Source organism: Buttiauxella noackiae ATCC 51607, assembly GCF_001654865.1.
Lineage (GTDB): Bacteria > Pseudomonadota > Gammaproteobacteria > Enterobacterales > Enterobacteriaceae > Buttiauxella > Buttiauxella noackiae.
In genome coordinates this window covers 20,808-38,580 of record NZ_LXEO01000062.1, presented here as the reverse complement: position 1 = coordinate 38,580, position 17,773 = coordinate 20,808, and the positions used below count along the sequence as shown (strand labels likewise).

Annotated in this window: 15 protein-coding genes; 4 read left to right on the top strand and 11 right to left on the bottom strand. The window is 51.2% G+C overall.

The window, feature by feature from the left end; all coding sequences use genetic code 11:
- The 3 genes from M979_RS19010 to M979_RS19000 form a co-directional block, all read right to left on the bottom strand.
- The coding region (locus M979_RS19010; RefSeq protein WP_157093273.1) for an MATE family efflux transporter at positions 1–548 on the bottom strand (548 nt) is incomplete at its 3' end.
- A gap of 74 nt (positions 549–622) precedes the next feature.
- A complete protein-coding gene (gene lexA / locus M979_RS19005; protein WP_034456974.1) occupies positions 623–1,231 on the bottom strand; it encodes a transcriptional repressor LexA in 609 nt (202 codons plus the stop codon).
- Between the two features lie 108 nt (positions 1,232–1,339).
- The gene (locus M979_RS19000) at positions 1,340–1,708 is read right to left on the bottom strand and encodes a diacylglycerol kinase (protein WP_034456975.1); all 369 of its coding nucleotides are present in this window, start codon (positions 1,706–1,708) and stop codon (positions 1,340–1,342) included.
- A 126-nt stretch (positions 1,709–1,834) separates the two neighbouring features.
- Here M979_RS19000 and plsB point away from each other — a divergent pair, with 126 nt between their 5' ends.
- Complete coding sequence (plsB, locus tag M979_RS18995) at positions 1,835–4,264, top strand: glycerol-3-phosphate 1-O-acyltransferase PlsB (protein ID WP_064556043.1); 2,430 nt, start codon at positions 1,835–1,837, stop codon at positions 4,262–4,264.
- Positions 4,265–4,482: 218 nt separating this feature from the next.
- Here the strand turns inward: plsB and ubiA are convergent, their stop codons facing one another.
- From ubiA to malK, 5 genes are all read right to left on the bottom strand, one after another.
- Positions 4,483–5,355 carry a 4-hydroxybenzoate octaprenyltransferase gene (gene ubiA / locus M979_RS18990; protein WP_034456980.1) on the bottom strand — a complete coding sequence of 291 codons (873 nt, stop codon included), beginning with the start codon at positions 5,353–5,355 and terminating at the stop codon, positions 4,483–4,485.
- Complete coding sequence (ubiC, locus tag M979_RS18985) at positions 5,355–5,864, bottom strand: chorismate lyase (RefSeq protein WP_064556042.1); 510 nt, start codon at positions 5,862–5,864, stop codon at positions 5,355–5,357. Before ubiC ends, ubiA begins: the two co-directional genes overlap by 1 nt.
- Positions 5,865–6,229: 365 nt before the next feature.
- Positions 6,230–7,171 carry a maltose operon protein MalM gene (gene malM / locus M979_RS18980; protein ID WP_064556041.1) on the bottom strand — a complete coding sequence of 314 codons (942 nt, stop codon included), beginning with the start codon at positions 7,169–7,171 and terminating at the stop codon, positions 6,230–6,232.
- A gap of 147 nt (positions 7,172–7,318) precedes the next feature.
- Positions 7,319–8,629: a maltoporin gene (locus tag M979_RS18975; RefSeq protein ID WP_245164781.1), complete on the bottom strand. Its 1,311-nt coding sequence runs from the start codon at positions 8,627–8,629 to the stop codon at positions 7,319–7,321.
- 45 nt (positions 8,630–8,674) lie between these two features.
- Positions 8,675–9,784 (bottom strand): maltose/maltodextrin ABC transporter ATP-binding protein MalK, encoded by a 1,110-nt coding sequence (malK, locus tag M979_RS18970; RefSeq protein WP_034456987.1) that lies wholly within the window; start codon positions 9,782–9,784, stop codon positions 8,675–8,677.
- Positions 9,785–10,176: 392 nt separating this feature from the next.
- Between malK and malE the strand changes: the two genes are divergently transcribed.
- The 3 genes from malE (at position 10,177) to malG (ending at position 13,927) form a co-directional block, all read left to right on the top strand.
- The gene (gene malE, locus M979_RS18965) at positions 10,177–11,367 is read left to right on the top strand and encodes a maltose/maltodextrin ABC transporter substrate-binding protein MalE (protein ID WP_034456989.1); all 1,191 of its coding nucleotides are present in this window, start codon (positions 10,177–10,179) and stop codon (positions 11,365–11,367) included.
- Between the two features lie 112 nt (positions 11,368–11,479).
- On the top strand, positions 11,480–13,024 hold the full coding sequence (malF, locus tag M979_RS18960; protein WP_064556039.1) for a maltose ABC transporter permease MalF: 1,545 nt from the start codon (positions 11,480–11,482) through the stop codon (positions 13,022–13,024).
- Positions 13,025–13,036: 12 nt separating this feature from the next.
- Positions 13,037–13,927: a maltose ABC transporter permease MalG gene (gene malG, locus M979_RS18955; protein WP_034456991.1), complete on the top strand. Its 891-nt coding sequence runs from the start codon at positions 13,037–13,039 to the stop codon at positions 13,925–13,927.
- A 224-nt stretch (positions 13,928–14,151) separates the two neighbouring features.
- Here the strand turns inward: malG and psiE are convergent, their stop codons facing one another.
- The 3 genes from psiE to M979_RS18940 all read right to left on the bottom strand — a co-directional run bounded on the left by psiE (position 14,152) and on the right by M979_RS18940 (position 17,688).
- A complete protein-coding gene (psiE, locus tag M979_RS18950; protein ID WP_034456992.1) occupies positions 14,152–14,559 on the bottom strand; it encodes a phosphate-starvation-inducible protein PsiE in 408 nt (135 codons plus the stop codon).
- Between the two features lie 325 nt (positions 14,560–14,884).
- Positions 14,885–16,981, bottom strand: a complete 2,097-nt coding sequence (locus tag M979_RS18945; RefSeq protein WP_064556038.1) for a YjbH domain-containing protein — start codon at positions 16,979–16,981, stop codon at positions 14,885–14,887.
- Positions 16,981–17,688, bottom strand: a complete 708-nt coding sequence (locus M979_RS18940; RefSeq protein WP_064556037.1) for a capsule biosynthesis GfcC D2 domain-containing protein — start codon at positions 17,686–17,688, stop codon at positions 16,981–16,983. Before M979_RS18940 ends, M979_RS18945 begins: the two co-directional genes overlap by 1 nt.
- Positions 17,689–17,773 lie beyond the last annotated feature (85 nt).

Here is a 17,773-nt window from a genome sequence, read left to right as displayed (position 1 = left end):
AACCCCATCACCAGCCACACATCCAGTACGATATTCAGGACATTGCCGACAACCAGCAAGATAACCGGAGCTCGCGCGTACTGAACACCTAACAACCATCCCAGTAAAACGAGGTTTGCAAGCGAGGCTGGCGCACTCAGCCAGCGGATTTCAAGAAAGCGTTGCGCTTGTACGAGCACATCCTGATTGCCGCCGACAATTTGTAAAGCGAGTGAAATGAGGGGATCACGCAGTAAGACAATTGCCACCCCAGCCCCTAGTGCCAGTAATAATGGCTGCACTAGTGCACGAGCTAACGCTGAGGGATTATTGGCTCCAAAAGCCTGCGCAGTTAACCCTGTGGTACTCATTCGCAAAAACAGCAGCAACATAAACAGGAAGCTGGTTGCTGTCGCACCAATGGCAACACCGCCCAGATAAACAGGGCTATCCAGATGACCAATAACAGCCGTATCGACAAGGCCAAGCAGCGGGACGGTAATGTTGGAGAAAATCATGGGTAAAGCGAGGCGCCAGAGCGCACGATCCGCCGTGGAGAATAATTGCATGACCTCTCCTGAAGGAGATCAAAGAGAATTAAGACGGTGATGCGCACTCTAAATGCGCATCACCTGAAGAGATTTTACAGCCAGTCGCCGTTGCGAATAACCCCAACAGCCAGCCCTTCAATAGAGAAGTTATGCTCACGCAGGTCAACTACAATCGGTTCAAACTCACTGTTTTCTGGCAGCAAATGAACGGTATTGCCCTGTTGTTTTAGACGTTTAACGGTAACTTCATCGTCGATACGCGCGACAACAACCTGGCCATTACGCACATCCTGTGTTTTATGAACCGCAAGCAGATCGCCATCCATAATGCCGATGTCTTTCATCGACATACCGCTGACGCGCAGCAAAAAGTCAGCATTCGGTTTAAACAGTGATGGGTCGACCTGATAATGGCCTTCGATGTGTTGCTGTGCCAGGAGTGGCTCACCTGCAGCAACACGCCCAACCAGCGGAATACCGGAGACTTCTTCCACCAGCAAACGGATGCCGCGTGAGGCACCAGAAACAATCTCAAGCACACCTTTACGGGCAAGTGCTTTTAAATGCTCTTCAGCGGCGTTCGGAGAACGGAACCCCAGACGTTGAGCAATCTCGGCACGAGTCGGTGGCATGCCGGTCTGGCTGATATGATCCCGAATAAGATCAAACACCTCTTGCTGCCTGGTAGTTAACGCTTTCATTCCGCCCCCTGGGTGTTTATACAGTTATGCTGTGAGTATATACAGTCAAAGGTCAATTTGGAACCATAAATTAAGCAAAAAACCAGGCACTTAACTATTCTGGAAAGATCACCGCAAATGCGACCAAAGCAGCGTGACCCAGGTAATTACCGCGAGGATAATTGCGATTAATACAGCGGCCGAGCCCATATCTTTGGCGCGTCCTGAAAGCTCGTGATAATCAGTGCCAACACGGTCGACAAGGGCCTCAATAGCGCTATTGAGAATCTCAACAATCATGACCAACACGACTGAACCGATAAGTAGAATACGGGTGATAGGATCGACATCTAACCAACATGCGATGGCAATGGCGATAACGGCAGAAACGCCTTCCTGGCGGAACGCTGCTTCATTGATCCAGGCAGCTTTAAGCCCTTTCCAGGAATAGCCTGCGGCTTTGATGATACGGGTAAGTCCAGTGGTACTGCTCGCCATTTTGGGAAACCTTTTCAAATTATTTGCATCAATGCTTGTCAAAATTATAACGCCACAGAAATCTGGGTGAGATTCTGATATTCTTGCGGCGAATTTGCATCATTAACCTGAGGCTTTACATCGTTTATGTCAGGCTGGCCAAGAATCTACTACAAATTACTTAATTTACCATTAGGCGTTCTGGTAAAGAGCAAGTCCATTCCGGCTGATCCACAAGCCGAACTGGGCTTAGATCCCACACGCCCAATAATGTACGTTCTGCCTTATAACTCAAAGGCGGACTTATTAACCCTGCGCGCACAATGCCTCGCGCACAACTTGCCCGACCCTCTCGAACCGTTAGAGATCGACGGTGCGGTACTGCCGCGCTATGTCTTTATCCATGGCGGTCCGCGCGTGTTCACCTATTACACGCCAAAAGAAGAGTCGATCAAGCTGTTCCATGATTATCTCGACTTACACCGCAGCAATCCAAATCTGGATGTACAGATGGTGCCGGTATCGGTGATGTTTGGCCGCTCTCCGGGCCGCGAAAAAGGCGAAGTTAACCCGCCATTGAAAATGCTTAACGGCATTCAGAAATTTTTCGCAGTCTCGTGGCTTGGGCGCGACAGCTTTGTGCGTTTCTCTGCACCTGTTTCGCTGCGCCAGATGGCAACCGATCACGGTACAGACAAAAAAATCGCCCAAAAACTGGCACGCGTGGCGCGTATGCACTTTGCTCGCCAGCGTTTAGCGACTGTTGGCCCGCGTCTGCCGGTACGTCAGGATCTGTTTAATAAGCTTCTGGCCTCAAAAGCGATTGCCCGTGCAGTAGAAGATGAAGCGCGCAGCAAGAAAATCTCCCATGAAAAAGCGCAGCAAAATGCTGTTGCCTTGATGGAAGAGATTGCGGCGAACTTCTCTTATGAAGCCGTTCGTTTGACCGACCGCGTGTTAGGTCTGACGTGGAACCGTTTGTACCAGGGCATTAACGTTCATAACGCTGAGCGTGTGCGCCAACTGGCTCATGACGGCCATGAGATTGTCTATGTCCCCTGCCACCGCAGCCACATGGACTACATGCTTCTGTCTTACGTGCTCTATCACCAGGGGCTTGTTCCTCCGCACATCGCGGCGGGTATCAACCTGAATTTCTGGCCAGCAGGCCCGATTTTCCGCCGCCTGGGCGCGTTCTTTATTCGTCGTACCTTTAAGGGCAGCAAACTCTACTCCACCGTGTTCCGCGAATATCTTGGTGAGCTGTTCAGCCGTGGCTATTCCGTTGAATACTTTGTGGAAGGTGGCCGTTCTCGTACCGGCCGTTTGCTTGACCCGAAAACCGGTACGCTGTCGATGACCATTCAGGCCATGCTGCGCGGCGGTACTCGTCCAATTACATTGGTGCCGATTTACATTGGCTACGAGCATGTAATGGAAGTGGGGACTTACGCGAAAGAACTGCGCGGGGCGACCAAAGAGAAAGAGAGCTTCATGCAGATGGTGCGTGGGCTGAGCAAGCTGCGTAACCTCGGCCAGGGCTATGTTAACTTCGGCGAACCAATGCCGTTGATGACATTCCTCAACCAGCGAGTGCCTGAGTGGCGTGATTCAATCGACCCGATTGAAGCCATCCGCCCGGCATGGTTAACGCCAACGGTTAATGAAATTGCTGCCGAACTGATGGTGCGTATTAACAATGCAGGCGCGGCAAACGCCATGAACCTGTGTTGTACCGCGCTACTGGCATCACGCCAGCGTTCACTGACTCGCGAACAACTAACCGAACAGCTCAACTGTTACCTGAGCCTGTTGCGTAATGTGCCCTATTCACCGGACGCTACCGCACCAGATCAGCCTGCAGAAGCGCTAATCGAACACGCGTTGCAGATGAATAAGTTTGAAGTAGAGAAAGATACGATTGGTGACATCATTATTCTGCCGCGTGAGCAGGCAGTGCTGATGACTTACTACCGTAACAACATCCTGCATATGCTGGTATTGCCTTCTCTGCTGGCTGCAATTATCACGCAGCATCGCCACATTTCTCGTAGCGAGCTACTGCGTCAGGTCGAGCTGCTCTACCCAATGCTGAAGGCTGAGCTGTTCCTGCGTTGGGAAAAAGCTGAGCTTGCCAGCGAAATGGATGCGCTGCTCAATGAACTGGTTCGTCAGGATCTGATTACCCTTACGGATGAAGAAGTGGTGATTAACCCAGCACGCTCACGCACTATGCAGCTTCTGGCCGCGGGTGTTCGTGAAACGCTGCAACGTTACGCCATTACTTTCTGGCTGCTAAGTGCAAATCCATCGATTAACCGTGGGACACTGGAGCGCGAAAGCCGCACCGTTGCCCAACGTTTGTCGGTGTTGCATGGCATTAACGCACCGGAGTTCTTCGATAAAGCTGTGTTCACCTCGCTGGTATTAACCTTGCGTGATGAGGGCTATATCAGCGACACCGGAGATGCAGAACCCGCCGAAACAATGAAGGTCTACCAGATGTTGGCAGAGCTGATCATGCCGGATGTGCGTTTGACGATTGAAAGTGCGACGTCGCAGGCTGCGACCGAGTAAGAAAATCTGGCGGATGGCGCGATTGCTTATTAGCCCTACGGTTCTATTTGTAGGGCGGATAAACAAAGTGTCATCCGCCATTTAGTTTCTTATACCGAAGCGACTTCGAGATGCAGGTAGGCGGCAATCGAATGAATCCCGATGAGCTTACTCAGTCAGTGATTCGGGTGAATGAGAGCAGCCAAAAACCCTGCAACCTGAAGGACGATGGGGATATATCAGAGGTGTATGTAACTCAACACCAACCCGATAAACAGTACCAGGCCCACATAGTTATTGTTCAGAAAAGCTTTAAAACAAGCATCGCGGTCACGATTCGCCGTCAGTCGTTGTTGATGGACGAAGAGCATCCCCGCCAGCGCTATAGACCAGTAGAACGCCCCACCTAATCCGTTTAACCAGCCAATCACCGCCAACAACACCATCACCGTAAACTGCAAAATACCGATAATCAGGTTGTCGTAGCGGCCAAATAAGATCGCTGTGGATTTAATGCCGATTTTCAGATCATCATCGCGGTCAACCATTGCGTACTGCGTGTCATAAGCCACAGCCCAGCAAATATTGGTTAAAAACATCAGCCAACAACTAAGTGGAACAGACTCGCTCACTGCTGCAAATGCCATCGGTATTGACCAGCCAAATGCGGCCCCTAGCACCACTTGCGGCAAATGAGTGTAGCGCTTCATAAACGGGTAAACCCATGCCAGCGCTAGCCCCGCCACCGATAATAAAATCGTCATGGTATTCAGCGTCAGTACCAGTAAAAACGAGAGCACTACCAGTACCGCAAATAAGATACGTGCTTCTTTCTCGCTTACCGCCCCGCTCGGCAATGGCCTGTGCGCCGTGCGTTTCACGTGCCCATCAAATTTGCGGTCAGCGTAGTCATTTACCACGCAACCCGCAGCGCGCATCATCCAGACTCCGGCTATAAACACGCATAAAATAGTTAGCGGAGGCACGCCCGGTGTCGCAAGCCACAGCGCCCATAGTGTGGGCCATAACAACAAAAGCGAGCCAATTGGCTTATCAAGCCGCATCAGACGTTGATACGCCTGCCATTTACCCTGTTTCAGACTCCACTCCATTATTTTTCCTCTCGATACAACGGAGATGCAGGAAGGAATAACTCGGTCAACACCAGTGGTTTTCCGGCTAATCTCAGGCGGGAACGACGCCCCAACAGCTCCGAACTGCGGCCAATCTCAATAAAATCCCGTGTCAGGGAAGATGAACTAAACAGATAGCGTCCAAGCGGCGTGGTTCCGAGCCTTTGTAAAGCAAGCTCTGGTCCTTCAAGGGTTGACTCAGGCACCACCGTGCGCCCCAAAAGCCAGGGCTCATCGTCACCGCAAAGCACAACTTCGCGCAACCAATAACGGCCAGACTCCGGCAACATATCAGCTTCAGGAAGAACGACATGTGATTCGAAAAAACCTTCACGCACAATGCGGGCAGTAACTTTGGAACAATACTGCTCAAAACGTTTGGTCATTGAGTCTTCAAGCAACAGCCAGTCAAGGAGTGACGCACTCAACCCTTCTGGAATCGCAGCTTCAAAACGTAAGGCGCGCAGTGGCGAAAGCGCGTCAGACATGGGAATTTCTCCGAAACAAAACCGGCAGTCATTGTAACGCAGAATAGGTAGAGGGTGGCAGGCAAAAGCACAACATCGGTTTAACAATACTGGGCAGTGATAAATCAATCCTTCTAGATCATTCGACTTGAATCAAGGCGGCAAGGGAAAAAAAATCTGTCGGGAACAGATTTGAACAGCGCGCGCGCTGGCCCGCAGGGTGAGCCTCACGATGAGGCTCATCTATCCCAGGGATCTTACTCAAGTAAGTGACCTGGGTTTGTGAGTGCAGCCAACGCAGAGTCAGCTCGAAGGATTTAGAAGGAAAAAAAGGTGCGCATAAACATGCGCACCAAACTTCAAACATCAGCACTGCGGGGAAACTATCACCCCTTGCCTTTTACACTGCTGATAAAGGTTTTACGGGCGCTAGTCGATCCCAGGCGTTCGGCTTCATCCAACAGTTTAAGGGCTTTATCAACATCACCTTTCGCAACTGCATCTTTGATAGCCTGGTTGAAGTAACTCTCTGTATCGCTAAGTACAGGTTCTTTTTTCGCTGCAGGAGCTGGGGCCGGAGCTGCAACCGCAGCAGGTGCTACGTAAGTTGCAGCTGGCGCTGCGGTGTTCCCGACTGTGACCGGTCCAGGGCCTGAGGAACCAAACAATGGGCCGACTAGTACGCTTGATGCCGAAGAAGTTTTAACTTTAATCTTCAGAGTCCCATCAGTGCCATGGCGGGCAATTGGGTCTGGGATATCCGGAACCGCATTACCCGTGCCTTTCGCATAGGCTTTGGCCGGATCGATCATTGTCGTAGTTTGTTGAGTGTCTTTATTGGTGGTAAAGACCAGTAAATAGAGTTTTTGTTGTCCCAGAGCTGGCGTTAATTTCAGGGTACCTTCAAGGCGATCAGCCGACATTACGCCGGGTTCCTGATAGGTGAAGTAACTTGCCGGGAAAAACGCAGCAGGCGTCATATTCTGATCAAGAACTAACACGTTCGGTGCAAATACTGAGTTTTTGTTCACTTCACTGGTTAGCGTAATCGTCAGCTCACCAATATTGGCAGGTACGCTATAGGCTGCAACCGGGCCAGTAATATCCCCGGCCTTCAGGGTTTGGCCACTGGTAGCAAGCGTTGTCGTCAATGTCTTTGATTGATCGACAGGCGTCCATTGCAACTGTTGTAATTCAGATGTCGGCACGCTCGGCGCCATAGAAATATCCTGTGGAACGATATTCACATCAGCCAGGCTTACGGCAGGTACGCTGGCGAGCAACCCTGCGGAAAGGCAGAGTGCGAGGAGACTTTTTTTCATTTTCATTTTTATAAACCTCGAATGGGAAATCAGTGGAAAGTTAGCCAGGCAATAGCGCTTTCCATCGAAGCAGGCATTGGCATAGAGGGTAATCATGATGAGGAGTTCAGTGGCAAACTCCTCATCATTTCTTCACTTCAGATTAATGCTGTATTACCACCAGATTTCCATCTGAGCACCGAAGGTCCACTCGTCGTTGTCACCACGGCTGGTAGAGAAGTTGCTATTGCCGGACGAGTCGCTGATCTGGAAGCGAGTAGCATCACCGTTGCCGTCTTTAGCGTAACCCCATTTCTCATCCCACTTAGCGTAGGTTGCGAAGACACGCAGTGCCGGACGGGACCAGATGCTGTCGCCTGCCTGCCATTGTTGTGCCAGGGTAATTTTGTATTGTCCGTTACGATCGCCCGTTTCCTGGGATTTGACGTTGTCGTAGCCGACTTCCAGCAGGGTACTCATGATTGGTGTCCATTTGAACATTGGACGCACACCGATGGTGTACCACTCAGTCCCCTGGTTATCATCCAGGTTCAGGTTCTGGTACATACCGACGTACATCAGGTCCCATTGGTCTGCCAGGGTAATTGCACCATGGTCGATAACACGGAACAGATAACCGTCGTTATTGAGACTACCGCCCTGCGCCTGGCCTTTACCTTGCGAGGTCATTGAGTCTGTTGCGTACTGCAGAACAAACTTGTTGTAGCCTTTCATCATGCTCTGGGTATGTTCAAGAGTACCCATCCAGCCATCTTTAGAAGCGCCTGGTTGCAGATAATAGTCGTCAGGAATATTGGTGTGGCCGTAATCAACACCCAGCTCCAGGGTACCGCCTGGGTTGGTTTCAATACCTGCCCAACGCACGTCGAAGACGTCGTTTGGAACTTTGTTGCTGTAGTTACGTGTACCGTCTGGATTGAAATCGTTGAATGCAGCCGAACCGCCTGATTCAGAAGAACGAGTTGCAGCAAACGAGAGTTTACCTACGCCAACATCAATGTTTTCCAGACCTGCACCAGGACCAGAAATATCCCAGTAGTAGAAGTCGATCATGTGAACGTCATGACGTTGATAGAAACGCTTACCGGCCCACATATTGGCACCTGGCAGCGCATCAATCAGGTTTTTACCCTGTACGTTAGCTTCACGGAATGCCGGGCTGGTTGCTTCCCAGTCGTTGTCCTGTGCTACGGAGTAAGCCACGTTAGTATCGAAGTAGAAGCTCTTATCGCCTTCTTTCCATACTTCCTGGCCTAGTTTTAATTCCGCATAGGTTTCACATTCGTTACCAAGACGGTATTTAGACTGTGCACCCGTTGCCTGGAAACATTCTTGTGTACCGCCGCTACCGGTCCAGCCGATACCAGAACGGGCATAACCGTGGAAATCCACAGCCAGAGCCTGAACAGACATAACGCCTGCTGCTACGGCAACTGCCAGTGGGAGTTTGCGCAGAGTAATCATCGTTCTATCTCCTGAGATCATTGCTTTTCTTTTTTATGGGAATGCTTAAACACCTGGCTCTTGATGCAGCCGACGACATGCGGTGCCATCTTCTCGGAACAGATGGCAACGCTCTGGCGGCAAGCCAATAGCGAATGTGGCACCCTCTTTTACCAACACCACGTCATTCTGGCGGTACACCAGGTTCTGACGGATGGCGGGGATTTGGATGTGAATCTGAGTTTCATGACCAAGTTGTTCGACAACCTGTACTTCGCCTTCAAGAGTGACGTCAGCGATGTCGCTTGGCAGCAGATGTTCCGGGCGAATACCCAGTGACATATTGGCGCCAACCTGGACTTCTTTGCTTTCCACAGGCAGCCAGACTTGTTGGCGGTTCGGTAATTCAACCTGCACCTGATCAATGGCTGTAGCGGTGACTTTTACTGGCAGGAAGTTCATTTTTGGCGAGCCAATAAAGCCCGCAACAAAACGATCCGCCGGGTAGTGATACAGCTCAAGTGGTTTACCCACCTGCGCCACACGGCCTGCGTCCAGCACCACAATTTTATCGGCAAGCGTCATCGCTTCGACCTGGTCGTGGGTGACGTAAATCATGGTGCGACCAAGGCGCTTATGCAGTCGGGAAATCTCAATGCGCATCTGCACACGCAGTGCCGCATCAAGGTTTGAAAGAGGTTCATCAAGCAGGAATACTCGCGGTTCAGCCACCAGCGTACGGCCAATAGCCACGCGCTGACGCTGCCCACCAGAAAGTGCTTTCGGGCGACGTTCTAATAAATGACCCAGTTGCAAGGTTTCTGAAACCTGGGTGACACGCTGATTGATATCGCTTTTCTTGGCTCCTGCAAGCTTCAGCCCGAAGGACATGTTTTCAGCAACGGAAAGATGGGGATAAAGAGCATAAGACTGGAATACCATGCCGACGCCACGCTCAGCAGGTGGGATGTCGTTCATGCGAGTATCACCAATGAATAAATCACCGCTGGTGATCGTTTCCAGACCCGCAATCATGCGTAACAGTGTGGATTTACCGCAGCCTGACGGTCCAACAAAAACCACGAACTCACCTTCTTGAATGTTGAGGTTAATATCTTTCGATACCACCACATCACCCCAGGCTTTCGTTACGTTCCGTAGCTGTACGCTTGCCATGTACTTCTCCCTTCATTCCGTCACGCTGCTAAACGGCAGGTGATTCAAGATGTGTCGGACTATGACGGATCGATACATTTCGTGAATCCTCCACCCTGCTGTTTTTAATGGGGGAGGAGGCGGGAGGATGAGGAGCTGGATTCTGCAACCGGTTGCAGCGGGCGCGACAGTTTTTCGTGATCGTGGTTTCAAATTTCTGGGTAGTTTTGTGTGCTCTGGTACACATAACTGTCAGTTATGGAATGTAGATCACAGATACCAGGGTGGGGGCGTAGGGCTAAGGAGGATGAGAAGCACTTGCCATCTGCGCAAACTGACATCCGTAACGCCACTACCTTGACCTTGATGTATCCACGCGCATAGCAAATCACCATTCAAAGGATGGGAACAATATGAAAATTAAAACTGGCGCCCGCATCCTCGCTCTGTCTGCCCTGACAACGATGATGTTTTCCGCCTCTGCACTGGCTAAAATAGAAGAAGGCAAACTGGTCATCTGGATTAATGGTGACAAAGGCTATAACGGCCTTGCTGAAGTTGGTAAGAAGTTTGAAAAAGACACCGGTATTAAAGTCACCATCGAACACCCGGACAAACTGGAAGAGAAATTCCCACAAGTTGCGGCGACTGGCGATGGCCCGGACATCATCTTCTGGGCACACGACCGTTTCGGTGGTTACGCACAATCTGGCCTGTTGGCCGAAATCACTCCAGACAAAGCTTTCCAGGACAAACTCTATCCATTTACCTGGGACGCGGTTCGTTACAACGGCAAAATCATCGCTTATCCAGTAGCGGTTGAAGCGCTCTCTCTGATTTACAACAAAGACCTCGTGCCGAATGCACCAAAAACCTGGGAAGAGATCCCTGCACTCGATAAGCAGCTGAAAGCGAAAGGCAAGAGTGCTTTGATGTTCAACCTGCAAGAACCGTACTTCACCTGGCCGCTTATCGCTGCTGACGGTGGTTATGCGTTCAAACTCGAAAACGGCAAATATGATGTGAAAGATGTTGGCGTGGACAGCAAAGGGGCGAAAGAAGGCCTTAGCTTCCTGGTTGACATGATTAAAAACAAAAACATGAATGCGGACACCGATTACTCCATCGCTGAAGCAGCCTTCAACAAAGGCGAAACTGCGATGACAATCAACGGCCCGTGGGCATGGTCCAACATTGATAAGAGCAAAATCAATTATGGCGTAACGCTGCTGCCAACCTTTAAAGGTAAAGCGTCTAAACCGTTCGTTGGTGTGCTCAGTGCCGGTATCAACGCCGCCAGCCCTAACAAAGAACTGGCGAAAGAGTTCCTGGAAAACTACCTGCTGACTGACCAGGGCCTGGCTGAAGTGAACAAAGACAAGCCATTGGGCGCGGTTGCTCTGAAATCTTACCAGGATCAACTGGCGAAAGACCCACGTATCGCCGCAACCATGGATAACGCCCAGAAAGGCGAAATCATGCCGAACGTGCCGCAAATGTCTGCGTTCTGGTATGCCGTTCGTACCGCAGTCATCAACGCCGTTAGCGGTCGCCAGACTGTTGATGAAGCGCTGAAAGACGCTCAGGGACGTATTACTAAGTAAAAAAATGGCGGGTGGCGCAAGCTTACCCGCCCTACATATCCCGTGATTGTAGGGTGGATAAACGCAGTGCCATCCACCGCATTAAGACGTTGTAGAGGTAGAGGAAGACCCCATGGATGTAGTTAAAAAGAGCCACTGGTGGCAAAGCGATGCACTGAAATGGTCAGTCATCGGCCTGTTGGGACTGCTGGTTGGATATCTGATTATCTTGATGTACGCCCAGGGGGAATATCTGTTCGCCATTATGACGCTGATTTTAAGCTCACTTGGTTTATACATTTATGCAAATCGTAAGGCTTACGCCTGGCGTTATGTTTATCCAGGTCTGGCCGGTATGGGGCTGTTCGTTCTGTTCCCGCTGGTTTGCACCATTGCCATCGCTTTCACCAACTACAGCAGCACCAATCAGCTGACGCAAGAACGTGCTCAGCAGGTATTGATGGACCGCCAGTATCAGGCGGGAAAAACCTTTAACTTCGGTCTTTATCCGGCGGGTGACGATTGGCAACTCGCGCTGACTGACGGCGAGTCGGGCAAGAATTTTATCTCCGATACCTTTAGGTTCGGTGGTGCTCAACACCTGAAATTGAAAGAAGCGGATACGCTTCCAGGTGGTGAAAAAGGCAATCTGCGCGTGATTACGCAAAACCGTGCGGCACTGACGCAAATCACCGCTGAAATGCCTGACGAAAGCACGCTGACCATGAGTTCCCTGCGCCAGTTCTCCGGCACTCGCCCGCTGTATACCGAGGGTGAAAAGGGTGAATTGACCAACAATCAAAGCGGCGTGAAATACCGCCCGAACAACGAAGTTGGTTTTTATCAGTCAGTCAATGCTGATGGCAACTGGGGCAACGAGCAGTTAAGCCCAGGCTACACCGTGACTATCGGCTGGAAAAACTTCCTGCGGGTATTCCACGACGAAGGCATTCAAAAGCCTTTCATGGCAATTTTCGTCTGGACCGTAATTTTCTCAATCCTTACCGTGATTCTGACCGTTGCCGTAGGCATGGTTCTGGCGTGTGTCGTGCAGTGGGAATCGCTGAAAGGCAAAGCAATTTATCGCGTGATGCTGATTCTGCCCTACGCGGTGCCATCGTTTATTTCTATCCTGATTTTCAAAGGCTTGTTCAACCAAAGCTTTGGTGAAATCAACATGATGTTGAGCTCACTGTTTGGTATCAAACCGGCCTGGTTCAGCGACCCGACCACCGCGCGATCAATGATTATTATCGTGAATACCTGGCTGGGTTATCCCTACATGATGATCCTGTGCATGGGCTTGCTGAAAGCGATCCCGGACGACCTGTACGAAGCCTCGGCAATGGATGGCGCAGGCCCGTTCCAGAACTTCTTTAAAATCACGCTGCCGCTGCTGATTAAACCGCTGACGCCGCTGATGATCGCAAGTTTTGCCTTTAACTTTAACAACTTCGTGCTGATTCAACTGTTAACCAACGGCGGGCCAGACAGGCTCGGAACCACAACGCCTGCGGGCTACACGGACTTGCTGGTGAGCTACACCTACCGCATCGCCTTTGAAGGCGGCGGCGGTCAGGACTTTGGCTTAGCTGCGGCTATCGCAACGCTTATCTTCATTCTGGTTGGCGCATTAGCGATTGTTAACCTGAAAGCCACCCGCATGAAGTTTGATTAAGGAGCGACACTCATGGCTATGGTTCAACCCAAATCTCAGAAACTGCGTTTATTAACCACGCACTTACTGCTGCTGATTTTTATCGCGGCGATTATGTTCCCACTGCTGATGGTTATTGCGATTTCACTGCGCCCGGGTAACTTCGCAACGGGCAGCCTTATCCCGGACCAAATCTCCTGGGAGCACTGGAAATTAGCGCTTGGTTTCAGCGTGCAACATGCCGATGGCAGCGTAACGCCACCGCCGTTCCCGGTGCTGTTATGGCTGTGGAACTCGATTAAGATTGCGGCAATTACTGCGCTGGGGATCGTAACGCTCTCAACGACCTGTGCTTACGCTTTTGCCCGTATGCGCTTCCCTGGCAAAGCGACGCTGCTAAAAGGGATGCTGATTTTCCAGATGTTCCCGGCAGTGCTGTCACTGGTGGCGCTGTATGCCTTATTTGACCGCCTCGGCCAGTACATTCCGTTTATTGGTTTGAATACGCATGGTGGGGTGATCTTCGCCTATCTTGGCGGTATCGCGCTGCATGTATGGACGATTAAAGGCTATTTCGAAACGATTGATAACTCGCTGGAAGAAGCAGCGGCACTGGATGGTGCAACCCCATGGCAAGCCTTCCGCCTGGTGTTACTGCCGCTCTCGGTACCGATTCTGGCGGTGGTGTTTATCCTGTCGTTTATCGCCGCAATTACTGAAGTGCCGGTAGCGTCGTTGCTACTGCGTGATGTCAATAGCTACACCCTGGCTGTGGGTATGCAGCAGTATCTCAACCCACAAAACTACCTGTGGGGCGATTTTGCCGCAGCCGCTGTGCTTTCCGCTATCCCGATTACCGTGGTGTTCTTACTGGCGCAGCGCTGGCTGGTGAGTGGCCTGACGGCTGGCGGGGTGAAAGGTTAAGATTTCCTGTAAGTTATTGCTTCACATTATGTAATTTTACCCGATAGATATTGGGTTAGAGCAAGGCGGCAACTGCAAGAGTCCCCAGGAGCTTACTAAAGTAAGAGACTGGGGCGAATAAAGGCAGCCAACGCAGCGCTAGCCCGAGAGATAAAGGGTAAGCCACTGCAAACCCTCATTTGACCTTAGTATCATTTCCGGCGGCCCCTGGGCCGCCATTTTTTTTATTCGCGCTTCAGGCGGGTGCTGTTACACAACCACAGCGTTATCACCAGCAACAAAATAGCACCGGAGTAAATCAGCACGTCACCCGGATCTTTATGGTCGATGATGATAAGACGCACAATGGCGGTGATGCCGATATATATAAAATAGCGCAGCGGGAAGTGATAGCCCGATTGAAAATACTTAACGATCAAAGCGATAAATTCGAAGTAGAGGAAGTAAACCACCAGCCCTTCAATAAGCTGGTACTTGCTGGCTTGATCGGTAGGTGCAAACAACGATGTGGCTAAATGCAGCGTTTCTTTACCCAGGAAGATGATGAGGATTAGGCCAAGCGCAAGCAACGCCAGATTGAGGACCATTTGCATAACTTTAGCGATTAGCTCAACGCCGGGAGTGGTTGTCATAGGAACGCCTCGTGTTCGGGTATCGAGGTATTGTTATACGTTAAAAATGTGATGCAGATCTCAATATTTTACTTATATAACCGTTCACTGCCGGAGGACGGTCCTATGGCAGGCCAGTGAAGGTTCCGTTCACCGAGCCTTCAGTGATACATGAAATTACCGAACCGGTGAACGTATCAAGGGGGCTACCGTGCACCGTAATCCCCCTGACACGTTCACCGTTAGCAAGTGTCTCCGGGAACACAGGATTTATGGGTGAACGGAAAACCTCCGATCGCCCATACTCGTAATTATTGGAACCCCATCAGGTTCCAATAAACCCTCATTAGCGGAAATTAATATCCCGATCGCTCGTCATCCCATACAACTCAAACTTACGCCCAACCATCTGCCCGCCGTCACGCGTCAGCGGCGTCCAGCTCACTTGCGCGCGGCTGCGGGTCGGTGATGAAGAGAATATATCGAGTGGTACATTGACGTAGAAACCTTTGGTGAAATCCCCTTCCCCATACTCTTCTTTCGAAACGTTGGTAATCGTCGCATAAGTCCCGACCACCACGCCGCTGTCAAAGCGTTTGGAGATCTCCAGCGTGCCGCCTTTATCTTTCGCCAGATACTGGCCGATGCTCAGTTTAACCAACACGTCATCAGCAAACGGCGGTGTCCAGTAGCCGGTGATATGGCCGGTTGGCGCACTGTAATCGGTGAACTTCATCATGTCCTGCGCACTGCGCCAGTCACGCTGTTTTACATAGTTGGCGTTGGCACCAATCGCCCAATTGCTGTCGACCGGGCGATACAACACTTCCGCGCCCACGCCGCCGTACATAGTTTCGAGATAGCCGCCGTATACCTGCCCGTACCAGCTGTTCCCCAGATACTGGAAGTAGTTGGCTTGCAGGTTGTTGACGTAAATGTCGTTCTCTACATAGTCGCGCACGTGGGTTCGCACGCGCGGTAGCGTCGAGTCATTTGGCGGATTGGTGTAGTTAAATTTGTCGTAGTTATTAGCGATGTTGGCAAACAGGCTACCGGTCGTCAGCAGGTGATCCGTCACCCACCAGTCGGCGGTTCCCATCACGCCAACCTGATACATGTAGAAGCTTTCTGGCCCGCCAACCGACTGGTTCAGTACCGGGTTAATCGAGAAATTCACCTTCGATTTATCGATATAAAAGCCCTGCTCGGTTTTCTCCGGAATAACCGGTTCAACACGTTTTTGCACCAATGGTGTTTCGCGCCCCAGCGGTTCCCCTTCCAGATGGTTACGCAGGCTGGAAACATCCGTTTCCGTTGTTACCTGCGGCATATTCAGGCGGGTTTCCGTCACGCGGATGGTGCGAATATTCTCTGGCAGGTCATTCATGATGATGCGGTTTGCGCGCTCAATGCCTTCACGGGAGTCGCGGTATTTCACCTGTTCACCCGTTACATATAGGGTATCGCCCTTCACCTGGATATTCGGGTTTGCCAGCCCGGCATTGTATTTGAGCGACGTTAACTGATTTGCTACCACCGTAGGCTGCAAAATTTCATCTTGCGGCTGCGGCTGGTATTGCGGGCGGCGATTATCGTTATAGCCTGGGCGCAAGTCGTTGAAGTTAGTTCTCAGCGTGACACCAAACATAAAGGTATTGCCGCGTTCATAGCTGACGTTAACGTCGGCCCAATCGGTGACGCGATAAATAGCGCCGACGTTAAAGCTGCTACGTTGCTCGAGTTTGCCGGCAAAATCCTGCGTGTAATTATTACCTTCGTATTCTGCTTTCAGGCGCAGCGGCTGCCACGGTGTCTGATACTCGACGCCACCAAACAGTGACGCAGGGCCGTGGAACATGCCACTAAAGTTGAACGAACCCGCATGGTTGTAGCTGTTATCGCGATAGCAGAAACCATCGCTGACTTCACAAAACGGGTTCTTCACATTGCCGCTGGTGCCCATGTAACCCCACCCCATGCCGAGGCTAAAATCGAACGGCCCCCAAGCTTTGCTCGCCACGATATATTCGCTGTCGAACAGCCCGGTACCGCCTAAATCACGCACACCAACTGCCACCTGCGGCAGATAATAGCCTTCTTCCCAAAGGCGCACTTTCATGTCGAAGGCTTTATCTTTGTAAGTCTGGTCGCCCGAAAAAGCTTCGACGCTGCTGTACTCTCTGGTGCGCACGTCGGTGTAGCGCAAAGTGGTTTCCAGCCACGGGAAAAGCTGCACCGAGGCTGAATAGAAGCGGTACTGATCGTTATCGCGATAGTTAAGGCTAAACTCGCCTTCTCGCGCCATGCGGGCAGTTGGTGTTTGCAGCAAACCCACACCACCGAAATCCGATTGCGACGGGCCTACAGGGTCTGGAAAGGTTTCTGCCTGGCAGGCAGTGGATACGACCAGCGCGAGCAGGCTGTAGAGATATTTTTTCTTCATCAATCCGGTCTCCGATGAGTCAGAGAGTTAAGGATTTGCTGATTCAGGTCGTTGAAATCAGAATTAAATAGTCGCTCTTTAAAGCCGACAAACAGGATGCTGCCCGGTGTGAGTTCGACATGGCGGTTATTCCAGTAAGCGACTGGCGCTTTTTGAGTTTTGCCATCCGGGTAAATCACCCATGCGAAACTGCGGTCGGCTCCGCTGAGTTTGTCGATACCATCGAGATATTCATCAACGCTGCGCCCCGCAACAAAAGGTTTCGTGCCCGGTGAACTCACCAGCCCCATCAGCGTGATAGTGGTTGGCTGCGAGCCAGCCCACAGACTGTAATCGCCCTGCAACGGAACATTGGCGCGAGGATGTACACGCACCCAGTCGGGATCAAGATCGACAAACTGCCGTCCTGTCACGTGAATAGCCTGCATCTGTTGGCGCACGCCGTTGATGGCTGCGGCATCGTCACCGTCCTCTTCAGCGGCGAATCCAGCTAAATTCGCCAGTAGCTTCTGATGCTGTTGTTCTTCAGTAGCAGTTGCCTTGCGCTCGCTGATGACGGCGCCCGGCCACCAGGCGTTAACCAGTGAAGGTTGAGTCACTAAGTCGGCCAGCCGATCTATGTTTTTAATCGTTTGATTTTGTGGATAAATAGTTACATTTCCGGCAGCGTAAGCACTGAAATGTAGGGTGGATAAGCAAAGCGCCATCCACCATTTCGCAGAAACCCTTCGGATGACGCTGCGCTTATCCGACCTACAAAACCGTTCATTCGTCGTTCTTAACAATCTGGCG

Coding starts and splice junctions, on each gene's coding strand:
- M979_RS18940 (WP_064556037.1), bottom strand. CDS start 17,688: ATGGCGCTTTGCTTATCCACCCTACATTTCAGTGCTTACGCTGCCGGA.
- ubiA (WP_034456980.1), bottom strand. CDS start 5,355: ATGGAGTGGAGTCTGAAACAGGGTAAATGGCAGGCGTATCAACGTCTG.
- M979_RS19000 (WP_034456975.1), bottom strand. CDS start 1,708: ATGGCGAGCAGTACCACTGGACTTACCCGTATCATCAAAGCCGCAGGC.
- plsB (WP_064556043.1), top strand. CDS start 1,835: ATGTCAGGCTGGCCAAGAATCTACTACAAATTACTTAATTTACCATTA.
- malM (WP_064556041.1), bottom strand. CDS start 7,171: ATGAAAATGAAAAAAAGTCTCCTCGCACTCTGCCTTTCCGCAGGGTTG.
- M979_RS18945 (WP_064556038.1), bottom strand. CDS start 16,981: ATGAAGAAAAAATATCTCTACAGCCTGCTCGCGCTGGTCGTATCCACT.
- lexA (WP_034456974.1), bottom strand. CDS start 1,231: ATGAAAGCGTTAACTACCAGGCAGCAAGAGGTGTTTGATCTTATTCGG.
- M979_RS18975 (WP_245164781.1), bottom strand. CDS start 8,629: ATGATTACTCTGCGCAAACTCCCACTGGCAGTTGCCGTAGCAGCAGGC.
- malK (WP_034456987.1), bottom strand. CDS start 9,784: ATGGCAAGCGTACAGCTACGGAACGTAACGAAAGCCTGGGGTGATGTG.
- ubiC (WP_064556042.1), bottom strand. CDS start 5,864: ATGTCTGACGCGCTTTCGCCACTGCGCGCCTTACGTTTTGAAGCTGCG.
- malE (WP_034456989.1), top strand. CDS start 10,177: ATGAAAATTAAAACTGGCGCCCGCATCCTCGCTCTGTCTGCCCTGACA.
- malF (WP_064556039.1), top strand. CDS start 11,480: ATGGATGTAGTTAAAAAGAGCCACTGGTGGCAAAGCGATGCACTGAAA.
- psiE (WP_034456992.1), bottom strand. CDS start 14,559: ATGACAACCACTCCCGGCGTTGAGCTAATCGCTAAAGTTATGCAAATG.
- malG (WP_034456991.1), top strand. CDS start 13,037: ATGGCTATGGTTCAACCCAAATCTCAGAAACTGCGTTTATTAACCACG.